The sequence below is a fragment of the Streptomyces sp. NPDC054840 genome (assembly GCF_053611065.1).
The window spans coordinates 1-14373 of record NZ_JBSGZP010000114.1 but is presented as its reverse complement, the minus strand read 5'-3'; the positions used below and the strand labels follow the sequence as shown (position 1 = coordinate 14373).

Below are 14373 nucleotides of genomic sequence, written 5' to 3'. Positions count from 1 at the left end.
GGCTCACTCTGTGAGCCGAAGCACGACAGTCGTCACCGGCAGAGCAGTTGAGCTGGTGAATGAGATCGGGCGAAGCAGGCTGGTTGTCACCAGTGAGGCACGCGTCTTGTCACAAGTGCTCTTTCGGCAGCCTTCCTGTCACCAGTAGCGAAGATCGCAAGCCGCAGGCTGTCTGGGGCGATGGACGGTCTGGTGGGGGGTTGATGGGGACGAGGCGTCCGGCTCGGTACAGGTCCTCGTGCACGAGCCGGCGCTGTCGGGTGATCCGGTACGTCACTTCGCCCGGCTCCAAGCGGCACCGGCCCGGCTTGCAGTTTCGACCTTGGCGGGAGGGCGGTAGCGGCTGTCGGATCCGCCTGCCGCCGCGCTCAGGAGGCGTGTCGGACCGGTTCTGCTCCGGTTTGGATCAGGAAGTCGGTGAGTACTTGGGCGAGTCGTTCGGGCTGGTCCTCAGGGATGAGGGTGGACGAGCCGGCGATCTCGATCAGCCGGCCCTGCGGGTACAGCTCGGCCAGCCGGGGGCCGTGCTCACGCGGCATCAACCGGTCCTCGGTAGCCCAGACGACCAGTACCGGGCGGTCGAAGTCACGCAGTCGCTCACTCCAGGCGAGCAGGGCCTTGCGTTCGGGTGCCCCGGTGGCGAATTTGGCGAAGTCCCTGCGGATGGCCCTGCTGCGGGTGGCGGGAGCGAACCAGTCGTCCATGATCTCGTCGGGGACCCCACGCAGGCTCATCCCACCGTATCCGCTCCGGCTGTGACGGAAGGCGGGAACGCGCATGAGCCGCGTCAGGAGCCAGACGCCGCCGGGAACCCTGCACACCTGCGCCATGGCCTTGGCCGGCCCTGGGGGAAAGTTGTCAAAGGCCTCGCAGGCCACCAGCACCAGGCGCGCGATGTGCTGGTCCTGCCCTTCCGACACCAGGAACTGGCCCCCGCCCCAGTCATTGAGTACGAGGGTCACCCGGCCCAGACCGAGCCCCTCGATAAACTCGCCCAGGAGCCGGGCGACACCGCGCTGGGACAGGTCGGCATCCGGGTTCATCGGCTGACGGTGACCACCTAGGGGCAGCGTGGGCAGGACGCAGCGGTACCCGTCCAGCAGTGGGACCACCTTGCGCCACTGGGTCTCGTTCATCGGTAGACCGTGGCCGAAGACCAGCACAGGCCCCTCACCCCCGGTGTCCTGGTAGTCGATCGGTCCGGACGACAACTCGATCCTCGGCATCCCAGCCTCCCACTTGATAGATCGTTCTACTGTAACCTTGGAGGGGAAAGGGGTGGAAGGCAATGGGACAGTCGGACACGCGAGCCAGGATCCAGGGTGCCGCCACGGTACTGTTCCGCCGACACGGCTACTCGGCCACCGGCCTGAAGCGGATCGCGGCAGAGGCGGACGCACCGTTCGGCTCGATCTACCACTTCTTCCCCGGGGGCAAGCAACAACTGGCCGAGGACATGATCCGCACGTCCGGAACCGAGTACGGCCGAATGGTCCTGGCTCTGCTGGACAGCGTGCTGGATCCGGTGGAATCCCTCGTGCACGCATTCGAAGCGGCCGCAGATGACCTTGCAGCGGCCGACTATGCCGACGCATGCCCGATCGGGACGGTGGCCCTGGAGGTCGCGAGCAGCAATGAGGTGTTGCGGGTCGCGACGGCGGAGGTTTTCGAGGAGTGGGTCGACACGGCGACGCGGTGGTTCGGCCGTTGGGTGGCCGAACCGAAGACGGCGCAGTCCCTCGCGTACTCGATGGTCATGATGCTGGAGGGTGCTTTCATGCTCAGCCGGGCTACCCGTGATCCGGAACCATTGCGGGTGGCCGGCCGATCGATGGCCAAGTTGTTGCGCACAGCCATCACTCAGGTCGGCGAGGACTGATCTCGAACAGTAAGAAGTCATCTCATTTGGCTAGTCTGCGGTAGCAGATGAGGGTGCAGGCGATGCTGGTGAAGGCGAGGAAGTGCTCGGCCTTGCGCTCGTAGCGGCGGTGCAGTCGGCGGCAGCCGGCGAGCCAGGACATGGTCCTTTCGACGACCCACCTGTGGCGGCCGAGCCGTTGTGGCGACTCGGTGCCTCTGCGGGCGATGCGGTGCTCGATGCCGCGTTCACGTAACCATCGTCGCAGGTGGGCGTAGTCGTAGCCCTTGTCCGCGTGCAGATTGCCGGGCTTGCGCCGTCGGCGTCCGCGGCGTGAGCGGATGGGCGGTATGCCACGAACGAGGGGCTCGAGTGCCTGGCTGTCGTGCAGGTTCGCGCCCGAGATCGCGACGGACAGGGGCAGACCGGTCCGCTCGGTGATCAAGTGGATCTTCGAGCCGAACTTGCCCCGATCCACAGGATTCGGACCTGTCAGGTCCCCTTTTTGAGGGCGCGCATATTGACGGAGTCGATCGCGCAGCGAGACCAGTCCAGCTCGCCGCGTGCGCCAAGCTCATCGAGGACCATGCGGTGCAGCTTGGCCCACACCCGGGCCTTGCTCCACTCCGAGAACCGCCGGTGAGCCGTCGCCCCCGACTGCCCGAACGAAGCCGAAGGCAGCTGCTGCCAGGTACAGCCCGACGTAGCCACGAACACGATCGCCGCCAGTACCTCACGGTCACCGTGCCGGCGCCGCCCACCGCCTTGAGGCCGCGACGGCGCCTCCGGCACCACCCGCTGGAACAGCTCCCACAGTTCGTCCGGCACCAGCCGTTCAACAATCCCCACCATGACTGACAGCCTACCTGCGAAGGCCAAATGAGATGACTTCTTAGTGCTGCAACGAAGAATGAGCGCGGCTTCATCGACGGTGAGATACGGTCCGGGCTGCGGGTTGGTCGGCTCGCTGGGTTGTGGGGGCTCCGCTTCGCCGCTAGCCGTAGGTGTGGGTTCGGGCAATGGCGCTACGGCCGACATGGCACACATGTGCGCGGATGTCCTCCGTGCTGAAGGAGGGGTTACCTCCCAGCTTGTGGTGCGGAACCTTCCGGGCGTAGATCCACTGTCGAAGTGTCGCTGCGGATACGGGTAGGAACTCGGCCGCCTCCTCAGGCGTGTAGTGCCGCAAGCTGTCCCTACCTGTTGCCGCGAACGCCTCCATCAGTACTCCCTCGTGGGCGCGAACCTGACGGCTGGAGGCCCCGGGACCAACGGTAGGAACCCGTTGGAGTACGACGCCCTCACCGGCGCCGGCCTCCGCCAGGGCTTCGGTGATGACGGTGGGATACCCCGAGCCAGGACGGATAGTCCTCCACAGGAAGGTCACAACGAAGACCTGTCGGACCTTCTGCCTCCCGTGTTTGCCGCGAGCGATCGTCAGCGCCTGAATCTGGAGCTTGCAGTCGAAGAGGGCCTTTCGCTCGGGGTGTGCGAAGACGGGGATGGACAGCCAGGCTGCCCTCTCAGCGGTCGTGGTGTGCTGGCCGGTGACCTCTGCGGCGACAACATGCAGCCCGGCATCGGCCAGCAGCCTGGTGATACAGCGCCTCCAGCCGCGACCTGGCCGCGCGTGCCGGCCTCACCCGCAGCCGTGTGATCGTCGATCTGTGCGGCGGCACCGGTACGACGGCCGAGGCGATCCTCGCCCTGGCCCCCTCCGACGCCACCGTCGTCTCCCTCGACAGTTCCGCCGCCATGCAGAGCATCGGCCGCCGACTTGTGAAGCGCCCTCTCCTACGAGCAGAAGATGGCGATCCTCGCCGAGGCCACCGCCCAGACCAAGCCAGACGACGTCACGGTGACGAGTTGGCTCGTGATCGTCGCCGAGCTCCCGGAGGAGGTATGACGCCGAACGAGGTTGTCCAGGCGTCGTCTACGACGGCATCTTCCCTGCCCGCGCCACGAGAGCTCCCGGTGGCGGAGGGGTTACCTGATTCCGGTCGAGGTGGTGACCGCCCGCGCGATCCGGGGCCCGACGAGGCGCTCCGCCAGATCCAGCGGGTACCAGGCGGCGCCGGTCACCTCGGACTCCTGGATACGCCCGACCTCGGCGTCGGCCGTCGTGAAGACATAGCCGAAGTCCAGGTGGTAGTGGTCCGGCTCACCCTTCGCGGGCCTGGCCGGCACCCGTCCGAACTCGACGAAGGCAGGGTGCGCCGAGACGGGGACGACCTGGCCGGGGTCGATGCCGGTCTCTTCGGACAGCTCCCGCAACGCCGCGCCGACCAGCGTCCCGTCAGTCGGCTCAAGATGCCCGCCTGGCTGCAAAGTGATCCCGTACGCGAGGTGCTCGATCAGGAGGACCTCAGCGCCGTCCCGAACCAGCAGCGCACCGGCGGTGACGTGCATCGGAAAGGTCCGCCGCGAGGCGAACCCCCGGCCTTCGGCCAGGAGCCGCAGCGGCTCCGCCAGTTGTCCGGCCTCCTGCGGGTAGCGCTCAAGGTAGGCGGTGAGCACTCCCGCGATGTCGGAATCAGTGATCGCCACAGGTCATCGCCCTCCGCTCGGCCCGAGGAGGGGTCCCGCCGAGAGGGCCGCTTGAGGGCGGCCACCAAGCACGTGCACAGTCAGCTCCACAAGGGTCGTGGCGTGCCGGAAGCCCCGCACTCTACAAGTCCGCCGGGGCCTGTACGCACCAACGCGCCCGTTGGCGTGCGGCGCTTGGGAACCTCGGCGATTCGGCCAACCACCTTTGGTGGCAGTGCCGTTGCGGGAGCTGGGTCGGTGCAGGTTCCACGGTTCCTCGAACGCTCTATCCCGGGACTTCAGGGCCGACCGAAAAACGTGTGTTCGATATTGGGGGTTGCGTCGTTGAGCCTCGTGAACCAGCCGTGACGACCCACAGGGGGATCGACGTGACCTCGGGCAGTACAGCCGCACAGCCGAGCATGGACGAAGCGGATGGGACTCCATCGGACAGCGGGGGCGTGGCGCAGGAGGAGGAGTTCCAGTACCGGGACGAGTCCCGGCTCCAGGCCGGCGCGCAGATGACGACGATCACGATGGCGCGGCGTCTGCCCGTGCTGGTGCGACGGTCGTTGCGGATGGCGTGGCAGGTGGACCGGGGCGCAACGGCTGGGCTGCTCGCGTGCCAGCTCGGCACCGGCGTGCTGGCCGCGATGGGCCTGTTCGCCGTCACTGGCACCCTCACCGCGCTGATCTCCTCCGGCGACATCACCGACCGGCTGCGGGAGGCGGCTCCGCAGTTGGCCGTCATCGCGGTGGCTGCCGGGCTGCGCGCCCTGCTGGGGGTGACGGTGACCTGGTTGACCGGGCGGCTGCGGCCGGTTCTGGCCCGGGCCGCGGAGGTCAGCATGGTCGAGGCGGCTCTCGGCGCGGAGGCCGCGGCGAACAACAAGCCGGGGTACAACGACCAGTACGACATCGCCGACCGCGGCGCGCAGGTCACCCCCGATCTCGTGGAGGAAGCCCAGGACGTGCTGGCCGCCACGGCGACCCTCGCCGCCGGCGCGACGGTCCTCACCGTGATCCATCCGGTTCTGTTGCCTCTGCTTCTCCTTGCGTGTCTGCCGCAGGCCGCCGCGTACGTGCGCGCGGCCCGCGTGGTGTATCTCGCGAGCCTGGAGACGTCGGGGCGCCGGCGGATGCTGCACAAGCTGCGCTGGCACATGTCCTACATGGAGTCCAGCGAGGAGATGCGGGCCTGCCTGGCCGGCCCGTTCCTCCTTGGCCGCTACCGGCGCCTGGCCGCCTCCGTCAACGTCTCCGAGCGCGAGGCCGCGAACACCGGAGCCTGGATGGGCCTGGCCGGTGCGGCGGCCGGCGGAGTCGCCTCGGCGGCGGTCTGGGCGACCCTGCTGTGGCTCCTGATCTCCGGCCGGATGGACCTGGCGGCCGGCGGCGGCGCGGTCTTCGCCCTGCAGACGGCGACCGGCTCCGTACGCGGCATCATCAACGGCGGGGCCCGGCTGGTGCGCACCGGCTGGTACGTGCAGGACTGGCAGAACTTCATCGACAACGCGCACGGGCAGGCGATGGTGGCCTCGCGTGGCTCCGAGGTACTGCCGGCGCCGCCGGAACGATTCGAGGTCCGCGACGTCACCTACCGGTACGACGGTGCGGAGAAGGACAGCCTGGCCGGGGTGTCGCTGACGGTACGGCGCGGGGAGATCGTGGCGCTGGTCGGGGAGAACGGGTCGGGGAAGACGACGCTGTCCCGGCTGATCTGCGGGCTGCTGCTGCCGACCTCCGGGGAAGTGGCCTGGGACCACAAGACCACCGCGCGGCTGGAGCCGTGGGAGGCGTGGAAGCATGTAGCGGTGGCTCCGCAGCGGTTCACCTACCTGCCGCTGACCCTCCGCGACAACGTCACCCTGGGGCAGGGCGACACCAGCGACGCCGCGCTCATGGCGGCCTGCGAGGCGTCCGGCGCCGCGGACATGCTGCCCGCCCTCCGTTCCGGCCTCGACACCCTCCTGACCAGCGAATGGTTCGGCGGCCACCAGCTGTCCGGCGGGCAGTGGCAACGCGTCATCCTGACCAGGGCCTTTCACCGGAAGGCCGAGCTGCTGGTGATGGATGAGCCCACGGCCGCCCTCGACGCCCGAGCTGAGCACCACGTCTTCACCGGCCTGCGGGACCTGGCCAAGGACCGCGCCATCCTTCTGATCACGCACCGCCTCGCCAACGTCGCCGTGGCCGACCGGATCGTCGTCCTTGACCAAGGCCGCCTCGTCCAGGAAGGCACGTACGTGCAGCTCACCCGCGAACCCGGGCTATTCCGGACCCTGTGGGAACTGGAGCAGCGCACCGGCGGCGCGCCCGATACGACCTGATCCCCGCCCGCAGTCCTGAACCGACTCCGGCCGTCCGCCAATGGCCGGGGTCGGCCGATCCGGCACCCCGACGAGCAACCCGACCGACACCTCCGGGAGGAACCGTGTTCCCCGATCTCACCGAATCTGATGGCGGGTTGCCGTGCCACTCCGCCATCCCGCGCCCGGGCGCGAGGTCTGCCGGATGAGCCCGGCGAAGCCGCTGCCCGCGGCACTGCAGAACTGGGCGGAACAACGGATCGGCCCCATCGTGTCCGTCCGCGACGCCTCGCACAGCTGGGACCGCTCCCGGGTGTGGGACCTGGAGGGCGGGAGCGGGGTGCACCACTACCTGAAGGTCTCGCCCTCGGTGAAGTTCTTCACCCGCGAGAGCCGGGCCTACCGCCACATCGTGCCCGCACTCGGACACACCCGGGCGCCCCACCAAATCGACAGCCGCGCCCAGGACCTGGCCCTGCTGCTCACCGCGGTTCCCGGCGCCCCGGTGAAAGAACTCGGCTTGGGCGACGCCGAGTGGCGGACCGTGCACCAACAGGCCGGGGCGCTCTGCGCCCGGCTCCACGAGGCCGGGCCACTCGACCGCAGCGATCGGGTGGAGGCCGAAGCCTCTTTACCCGCCGCCGCTGACGGAGCAGAGAAGTACCTGGCTCGCGCCGGGGGCCGGCTCGACCATGACGAGCAGCAGCTGGTCCGGGACCATGCCGCACGCCTTCGCCGCGTCGGCCCGGTACCCGTCGGCTATATCCACGGCGACAACCAGCCGAGGAACTGGCTGTGGTCCACGAGCGGGCTCGCCCTCATCGACTTCGAACGGTCCCGGCCGGCCGCCCGTGTCCAGGACCTCGTCATCCTCGCGACCACCCAGTGGGCCGACCATCCGGACCGCGAGGAGGCGTTCCTCCTCTCCTACGGGCGGGAGCTGTCGGACGCCGAGCGGCACGCGCTGCGCTGCCTGACCGCGCTGGACGCGGTCAACTGCCTGGCCTGGGGCCCGGACAACGGCGACGCCGAGGTCACTGCCCGGGGGCGGCGGACCCTGGACCGGCTCATGAGGGAGGAACAGCCGTGAGCGCCGTGCACCGGAGTATCGGTAACGTCATGATCTTGCTGCAGCGTCCCGCCGACGGCCGGATCCTGACCGTCCGGCACCAGGCGACGTCGTGGCACTCCCCCGAAATGCTTACGGTCGTCGGAGGACGCCTTGAGGAGGGCGAGTTCCTCGACGAGGGAGCGGCGCGCGAGCTAGCCGAGGAAGTCGGCATCCACATCAGCCCGGACCGCCTGCGGTTCTGCCAGCTCCTCCACTTCCACGCGGCGGACGGTGAGCGGGTGATCGGCGCCTTCTCGGTGCGGGAGTGGGATGGCACCCGTACAACCGCGAGCCGGGCACGCACACCGAGCTGGTGTGGGTAGACCCGGCCGCGCCGCCGCCCGACTGCCACCCCTTTACCCACGCGGTCCTCACCCACTTCGCCACCGGCCGGCTCTACGCCAACGTGATCGCCCCGGAACTGCTGGGCGGTGAGGCCGGGTGACGACGTCCACCCAGACGGCCAAGGCCTCGACGGTCACCTCCCCGGATCTGCGCCGCTTGGTCGCCAGTGAGTGCGCGAGCCTGTCCGGATCCGCGGTCAGCACCGTCGCCCTCCCCACCCTGGCCGTACTGGAACTCCACGCCTCCACCACCCAGATCGCCGCGCTCGCCTTCCTCGGCCAACTGCCGAACGCCGTCGTGGCGCTCCCGGCCGGTGCGCTCTCGGACCGGTGTATTAACTGCACCGAGTCTCTGATCATGAAGCAGGATGATCTACGCCTTCGAGGAAGTGTGTCTTGCAAGATTTGTACCGCCAGCTGATCGAGGGCCAGGCCGATGTGCCTCGTGTCGGCTCGGTCGTCGAGCTGGAGTCGATACCGCGGTACGCCGTTCGGGCTGCGGGACCGGGGAGCTGGCCGCCCACCTGGCCAGGGTGGGCTACGCCGTCGACCTCACGGACAGCGCGATCGCCCGAGCCCGCGAAGAGCACGCCGCCGTCGAGGGCGTGCGCTGGCTACAGCTGGACATCGAGCGCGACGACCCGGCCCCGCTACACGAGGAGGGATACGACCTGATCACGCTGCGGCTGGTATACCCGTTCGTGCGAGACCGCGGCCAGATCGTTCACGGGCTGGGCGAGCGGCTGCGAGACGGCGGCGCACTCGTCGCCATCACCCCGGTCGTCGAGAACACCCCCGCGGAGCGGCGCGGGATCGCCCTGGACGAGGACGAGATCACGCTGCTCGGTGCGGGCTGGGCCACGGTGGAGCGGTTGGACGCGGACGGTCTGGCTTTCCTGGTCCTGCGTGGGCCGTGCCATCTCGACGCCCGGGCCGTCGAGAAGCGGCCGACCATCGGTCACGCCCTGACCGGCGCCCTCGCCGTCGTCACCGACGACGCTGGCCGGGTCCTGCTGGGCCGCTCCCGGAGCGGCATGCTCGAGCTGCCCGGCGGCAAGACCACCGGCCCGGAGGACTTCGCCGCCGCGGCGGTGCGCGAATTCGCCGAGGAGACCGGGCTGGTCGCCGATCCGGCCGACGCGCACGTGGTGACGATGCTGGTCGACGACAGCCACGGGGTCCCGCGGCTGACGGCCGTCGTCCGCATCACCGCCTGGACGGGCACTCTGGCCAACCCCGAGCCGGATAAGTTCGACCGCTGGGAGTTCTTCGACCTCCACGCCCTCGGCTGCGTCGGGGACGTGTTCGCCCCGGCCGCTCTCGCGCTCGACGCCGTGTGGCCCGGCGTCCTTCCCGGCGTGCCGCCGGCGACCTCCTACCTCATCGCCGCCGACCAGCCGCCCGTGCCGGCGGAGGCCGCCAGGCTGCGCGCGTCGATGACTCAGATGGTCACCGACGGCGGCTGGGCCCCCTCCGCGCTGGTGCAGGAGGCGCTGTGGACCGTGCCCCGGCACCGTTTCGCCCCGGAGGCGAACCTCGCTGCCGCGTACGACGGCGGCGACCGGGCCGTCATCACCCGCTACGACGAGGCCGGGACGGCGATCAGCTCGGTGTCTGCGGCCTGGCTTCAGGCCGACATGATCGAGCACCTGGGCCTGGAGCCGGACGCGATGGTGTTCGAGGCGGGATCCGGCGGCTACAACGCCGAGCTGATCGCCCACGTCACCGGACCCGGCGGACGCGTGGTCACCGTCGACATCGACACGTGGGTCGTGCGCCGCACCCGCCGGTTCCTCACGGAGGCCGGCAGCGGCCGCGTCTCCGCCGTTGAAGCCGACGCCGCCCTCGGCGCACCTGGGCACCTCGTGCCGCGCGGCGGCTTCGACGCCGGCATGATCACCTACAACTGCTGGGACATCGCCCCGGCCTGGCGGGAGCAGCTGGCCGAGGGCGGCCGTCTGGTCCTGCCGCTGGAGATGGGCGGCTACACCCGGGCGATCACCTTCGAGCGGCACGGCGAGGTGCTGCGCGCCCGTCACTTCACGTACTGCGGTTTCGTCCGCGACCAAGGACAGCAGGCTCGCACCATCCCGGTCCTCGCCCTCCTCGACGGCGGGCTGACGGTCCGCTTCGAGCACGGCACCGCCGCCGATACGACGGGCTTGGAGGCGCTGCGCGGGCCGCGGTACGAGGTCCCCACGGGCGTGACCATGGGGGCGAACGCCTACTTCGGTTCCCTGCAGTTGTACGCGGCCACCACCCTGTCGGGCTTCTGCCGCCTGGCCGCCCACCAGGAACCGGACGAGGGTGTGACCGGCATCGCGAAGGACCGCGACGCCCCCGCGATCGTCGGCGACGCCTCGCTCGCCTACCTGATCCACGTCCAGACCAAGGACGGCGACAACCCGCAGGACAAGGAGTGGGAGTGGACCGTCCACGCCTTCGGCGAGCAGGGACCCGCGCTCGCCGAGCGGCTGGCGGCCACGGTCCGGTCCTGGGACCGCCACATCCGCGCAGACGACAACGAGCAACACTCCGATCCCGTCCTGACGGTCCACCCGGCCGGCACGCCCGACGACGCGCTGCCCGCCGGCGACGTCCTGGACAAGGACCTCTGCCGCCTGGTGTTCCGCTGGCCCGGACGTGACGTGCCGCCGCCCCGGCCTGTTGAGCACCCCGAGGCCGACGTCGTGACGGAGGGAGTGTGACGGTGGAACGGGCAGTACGCCAGGCGGTGCCGTCCGGCATCCGTGCCCGGGCGAATCCCGGAGGCCGGCTGAACCGCGTCCGACGCCCTTGATCTCGCGGGCCTTACCGTCCGGGCGCCGGTGTGGTGGAGAGTGGCGACGTTGAGGCCAGGACGCCCGGCCGCCGTTCCTTCGCCAAGGACGCCCTCGCCGGTTCGTCGCACCGACAGAGCGTGATGATCAAGAACGGATGCGTCGCGCGCACGCGGCCGCCGCCCGGCGGGTCTCGATCAGCGGCGCCACGCCGGATTTCCGAGTTCGCCTCCACCACAACGGCTCAGCGGTGCCGAGGCCACGGAGGCGGTGCACAGCTCTTCGTTTCGGATCCGTGGGCCCACGCGTGGTCAGTTGGCCGACCCACGCCTCCGATCCTGCCGCTCGCCAGACGCAACGCGGGCCCCCTCGATCTGCGGTTCGGTGTCGAAGGAGGCCCTGCGTGCAGGTTATGCTGCAAACCGTCCCACGGGGGAAGTCCGGTCGAAGTCCGGCGCTGACCCGCAACGGTAGGCGGAGCCGCACATGCGGCTCCGTGAGCCCGATTACCCGCGGTGATGAAGGCTCCTGTCAATTCGCCGTGGACTGCGAGAAGGCGCTGCGCAGGGCGCCCCGCGTCCCGGGCCGCTCCTGTCCTCATGTAGGGCACGGCCTGAGGCGAAGGCGATCCGCCCGTGGCCACACCCCTGGAACTTGAACCAGCCGCGCCACCTCACACGGCGCCTACCGGCGTCGGCCCCGCGCCCAAGCACGTATCACTGCCCCTTCTCTTCGTCACCCTGTCCGTCGCACTTGTGCTCTCCATCGTGTGTGGGGCGGGGATGGGGGCGTCGGGACTGTCCTGGGGCGAGGTACTGCGTTTTCTGTGGGCGGGACTGACCGGCGGTTCCATAGCGCATGACGAAGCGCCGGCTTACACGATCGTGTGGGAACTGCGCTTCCCCCGAGCCGTGCTGGCCGCGGTCGTCGGAGCCGGCCTGTCGGCGATCGGCGTCGCCGTGCAAGCCATGGTCCGCAACGCCCTCGCCGACCCGTTCGTCCTGGGCATATCCTCGGGCGCGGCCGTCGGTGCCAATGCCGTCCTCCTCTTCGGGGCCTTCGGCGCTCTCGGTCTGTGGGCCCTGTCCACGGCGGCCTTCCTCTCCGCGCTCCTCGCCATGGCGCTGGTGTACGCGATCGCCCGCACCGCTGATGGCCTGACCCCGCTGAGGCTCGTCCTGACGGGCACCGCGATGTACTACGGCTTCTCGGCCGTCACCACGTTCATGGTGTTCGCGGCCGAACGCGGCGAGGCGGCCCGCTCCGCGATGATGTGGCTGCTCGGCAGCCTCGGCGGAGCCAGCTGGGCCTCCGTGCCGATCGCCGCGGGAGCCGTGCTCGCCGGCCTCGCCCACCTCACTGTGTCAGCGCGTCGCCTGAACGCCCTGGCGATGGGTGATGAGACCGCGGCGGCCTTGGGGGTGGACGCGGGGAGGCTGCGCAAGGAGCTGTTCCTGGTCTGTGCCGCCGTCACGGGTGCCGTGGTCGCGGTGAGCGGTGCGATCGGTTTCGTCGGCCTGATGGTCCCGCACGCCGCACGGATGCTGGTCGGCGCCGACCACCGCCGGCTGCTGGCCGTCGCCCCACTCGCGGGCGCCGTCCTGCTGATCTGGGTGGACATCCTGTCCCGGGTGGTGCTCGCACCCGTCGAGCTGCCGGTAGGCGTGCTGACCGCCGCCATCGGCGTGCCGTGCTTCGTCCTGCTGATGCGCCGCCGCTCCTACACCTTCGGAGGCGCGTGATGCGGATCGACATCGATGCACTGACGGTCGAAATCGCCGGCGCGCGGCTGGTACGGGAGGCCACGCTACGCGCGGACGACGGGCAGGTCGTCGGGCTCGTCGGGCCCAACGGCAGCGGCAAGTCCACCCTGCTGCGCTGCGTCTACCGCGCCCTGCGCCCCTCCGCCGGTACGGTCCTGCTCGGCGGCGAGGACCTGCACTCCCTGAGTGCGCGCGAAGGCGCCCGTCGGCTGGCCGCCCTGCCCCAGGAAGCGGTCACCGAATTCGACTTCACGGTCGCGGAGGTGGTGGCGATGGGGCGACTGCCGTACCAGCGGTCCGTGGCCCGGGCCACCGACGAAGACCGGAGGATGTGCGAGGCCGCGCTGGTGAGGGTCGGGGCCGGCCACCTCGCCGACCGCGGCTTCCTCACCCTCTCCGGAGGCGAGAAGCAGCGGGTCCTGATCGCCCGCGCACTCGCACAGCAGCCCCGCGTCCTGGTGCTCGACGAGCCCACCAACCACCTCGACATCGCCCAGCAGTTGGAAGTGCTGGCTCTGGTGCGCGGCAGTGGGCTGACGGTGCTCACCGCGCTGCACGACCTCAACCTCGCCGCGCTCCACTGCGACCTCCTCTACGTCATCGACAGCGGCCGAATCGTCGCTTCCGGCGCTCCGCACGACGTGCTCACGCCCGAGTTGCTGGCCGAGGTCTTCGGCGTACGGGCCCACCGGGTACCGCATCCGGAGTCCGGCGCCGTACAGCTGCTCTTCGACCGTCTCCTGCCCACTCAGCCCGCTTCCTGAGGAGTCATGGCCATGCCGAACCTCGTACGCCCCGCCGCACTCGCATTCGCTGCCGCCCTGGTGCTCACCGGATGCGGCGCGGAGGTCACCCCTCGGGACGGGGAGGGTGGTGATGCCAAGGCTCGCGGCGGCCACTATCCGGTGACCGTCGAGAACTGCGGCCAGAAGAAGAGCTACGACAAGGCTCCACAGCGCGTGGTCACCAATGACGTCGGTATCACCGAGATCATGTTCGCGCTGGGGCTTGAGGACCGTATGGCGGGCTATGTGATGCCCGACGACAGGGGCGATCTCACATCCGTTCCCTGGAAGGACGCTTACCAGAAGACGAAGTGGCTCTCGCAGAAGACGATCAACAAGGAGCTGGTCCTTGACGCCCGCGCCGATCTGGTGTTCGCGGGCTGGAACTACGGCTTCAACGAGGGGGAGGGCTTCAGCCCCGCCGAGTTGGAGAAGGTGGGCATCGACTCGTACCTGCTGAGTGAATCGTGCCGCAACGGGCAGGGAAAGGCACGCGGGGTGATGCCGCCGCTGGAAGCTCTGTACACCGACCTGCGGAACCTGGGAAGAATCTTCGACGTCGATGACCGTGCGGAGGCCCTGATCGCGGGTTTCGAGAAGCAGGTGGCCGAAGCGGAGGCGAAGGCCCTGAAGGGGGCTGACCGTCCGCGCGTCTTCCTCTATGACGACGGGCAGGACAAGCCGCTGACCTCGGGCCTGTACGCCGGGCCGCACGACATCATCACCAAGGCCGGTGGCGATCACGTCATGAAGGACCTCAAGGACAGCTGGGCGACGGTGGGCTGGGAGACCGTGGTCGAGCGTGACCCCGAGGTGATCGTGATCAACGATTACGGCGACACCACCGCGGAACAGAAGCGGAAGTTTCTGAAGTCCTATCCGCCGCTCGCCGGCGTC

14 protein-coding genes and 1 riboswitch are annotated in these 14373 nt (G+C 69.6%); of the genes, 10 read left to right on the top strand and 4 right to left on the bottom strand.

All coding sequences use genetic code 11. From position 1 onward, the window contains the following. Window positions 1-368: 368 nt before the first annotated feature. Complete coding sequence (locus ACWGIU_RS11390; RefSeq protein WP_453704625.1) at window positions 369-1226, bottom strand: alpha/beta fold hydrolase; 858 nt, start codon at window positions 1224-1226, stop codon at window positions 369-371. 62 nt (window positions 1227-1288) lie between these two features. On the opposite strand from ACWGIU_RS11390, the gene ACWGIU_RS11385 reads away from it, so the two are divergent. Further along, window positions 1289-1879, top strand: a complete 591-nt coding sequence (locus ACWGIU_RS11385; protein WP_453704623.1) for a TetR/AcrR family transcriptional regulator — start codon at window positions 1289-1291, stop codon at window positions 1877-1879. Window positions 1880-1901: 22 nt separating this feature from the next. On the opposite strand, the gene ACWGIU_RS11380 is transcribed toward ACWGIU_RS11385, so the two are convergent. The 3 genes from ACWGIU_RS11380 to ACWGIU_RS11370 form a co-directional block, all read right to left on the bottom strand. Next, window positions 1902-2710 (bottom strand): IS5 family transposase gene (locus tag ACWGIU_RS11380; RefSeq protein WP_453704621.1). Its coding sequence is split into 2 segments (ribosomal slippage): window positions 1902-2362 and window positions 2362-2710, totalling 810 coding nucleotides; the frame shifts between segments, so codons are not numbered across the junction. Between the two features lie 142 nt (window positions 2711-2852). Continuing rightward, complete coding sequence (locus tag ACWGIU_RS11375) at window positions 2853-3080, bottom strand: helix-turn-helix domain-containing protein (protein WP_453704619.1); 228 nt, start codon at window positions 3078-3080, stop codon at window positions 2853-2855. 764 nt (window positions 3081-3844) lie between these two features. Further along, window positions 3845-4405, bottom strand: coding sequence for an NUDIX hydrolase (locus ACWGIU_RS11370; protein WP_453704617.1), 561 nt, complete (start codon window positions 4403-4405; stop codon window positions 3845-3847). Between the two features lie 368 nt (window positions 4406-4773). On the opposite strand from ACWGIU_RS11370, the gene ACWGIU_RS11365 reads away from it, so the two are divergent. The 9 genes from ACWGIU_RS11365 to ACWGIU_RS11325 all read left to right on the top strand — a co-directional run. Continuing rightward, on the top strand, window positions 4774-6714 hold the full coding sequence (locus ACWGIU_RS11365) for an ATP-binding cassette domain-containing protein (RefSeq protein WP_453704629.1): 1941 nt from the start codon (window positions 4774-4776) through the stop codon (window positions 6712-6714). A gap of 184 nt (window positions 6715-6898) precedes the next feature. Next, a complete protein-coding gene (locus ACWGIU_RS11360; RefSeq protein WP_453704615.1) occupies window positions 6899-7783 on the top strand; it encodes a phosphotransferase in 885 nt (294 codons plus the stop codon). Between the two features lie 29 nt (window positions 7784-7812). Continuing rightward, entirely contained in the window at window positions 7813-8127 is a 315-nt protein-coding gene (locus ACWGIU_RS11355) for an NUDIX domain-containing protein (RefSeq protein ID WP_453704613.1), read from the top strand. After that, a complete protein-coding gene (locus ACWGIU_RS11350) occupies window positions 8118-8249 on the top strand; it encodes a hypothetical protein (RefSeq protein ID WP_453704611.1) in 132 nt (43 codons plus the stop codon). The genes ACWGIU_RS11355 and ACWGIU_RS11350 overlap by 10 nt, the downstream gene beginning before the upstream one ends. After that, a complete protein-coding gene (locus ACWGIU_RS11345) occupies window positions 8246-8569 on the top strand; it encodes a hypothetical protein (RefSeq protein ID WP_453704609.1) in 324 nt (107 codons plus the stop codon). The genes ACWGIU_RS11350 and ACWGIU_RS11345 overlap by 4 nt, the downstream gene beginning before the upstream one ends. Window positions 8570-8681: 112 nt before the next feature. Next, on the top strand, window positions 8682-10856 hold the full coding sequence (gene fxlM, locus ACWGIU_RS11340) for a methyltransferase, FxLD system (protein ID WP_453704607.1): 2175 nt from the start codon (window positions 8682-8684) through the stop codon (window positions 10854-10856). 461 nt (window positions 10857-11317) lie between these two features. Beyond that, a riboswitch (cobalamin riboswitch) is annotated at window positions 11318-11460 on the top strand. A 103-nt stretch (window positions 11461-11563) separates the two neighbouring features. Next, window positions 11564-12670 carry a FecCD family ABC transporter permease gene (locus tag ACWGIU_RS11335; RefSeq protein WP_453704605.1) on the top strand — a complete coding sequence of 369 codons (1107 nt, stop codon included), beginning with the start codon at window positions 11564-11566 and terminating at the stop codon, window positions 12668-12670. Continuing rightward, window positions 12670-13455 (top strand): ABC transporter ATP-binding protein, encoded by a 786-nt coding sequence (locus ACWGIU_RS11330; protein WP_453704603.1) that lies wholly within the window; start codon window positions 12670-12672, stop codon window positions 13453-13455. The genes ACWGIU_RS11335 and ACWGIU_RS11330 overlap by 1 nt, the downstream gene beginning before the upstream one ends. A gap of 12 nt (window positions 13456-13467) precedes the next feature. Further along, window positions 13468-14373: ABC transporter substrate-binding protein (locus tag ACWGIU_RS11325; protein ID WP_453704627.1), on the top strand; the 906-nt coding region annotated here is incomplete at its 3' end.

Excerpts from the sequence above, each read along its gene's own strand:
- ACWGIU_RS11390 (WP_453704625.1), bottom strand. The coding sequence starts at position 1,226 with ATGCCGAGGATCGAGTTGTCGTCCGGACCGATCGACTACCAGGACACC.
- ACWGIU_RS11385 (WP_453704623.1), top strand. The coding sequence starts at position 1,289 with ATGGGACAGTCGGACACGCGAGCCAGGATCCAGGGTGCCGCCACGGTA.
- ACWGIU_RS11375 (WP_453704619.1), bottom strand. The coding sequence starts at position 3,080 with ATGGAGGCGTTCGCGGCAACAGGTAGGGACAGCTTGCGGCACTACACG.
- ACWGIU_RS11360 (WP_453704615.1), top strand. The coding sequence starts at position 6,899 with ATGAGCCCGGCGAAGCCGCTGCCCGCGGCACTGCAGAACTGGGCGGAA.
- ACWGIU_RS11355 (WP_453704613.1), top strand. The coding sequence starts at position 7,813 with ATGATCTTGCTGCAGCGTCCCGCCGACGGCCGGATCCTGACCGTCCGG.
- ACWGIU_RS11330 (WP_453704603.1), top strand. The coding sequence starts at position 12,670 with ATGCGGATCGACATCGATGCACTGACGGTCGAAATCGCCGGCGCGCGG.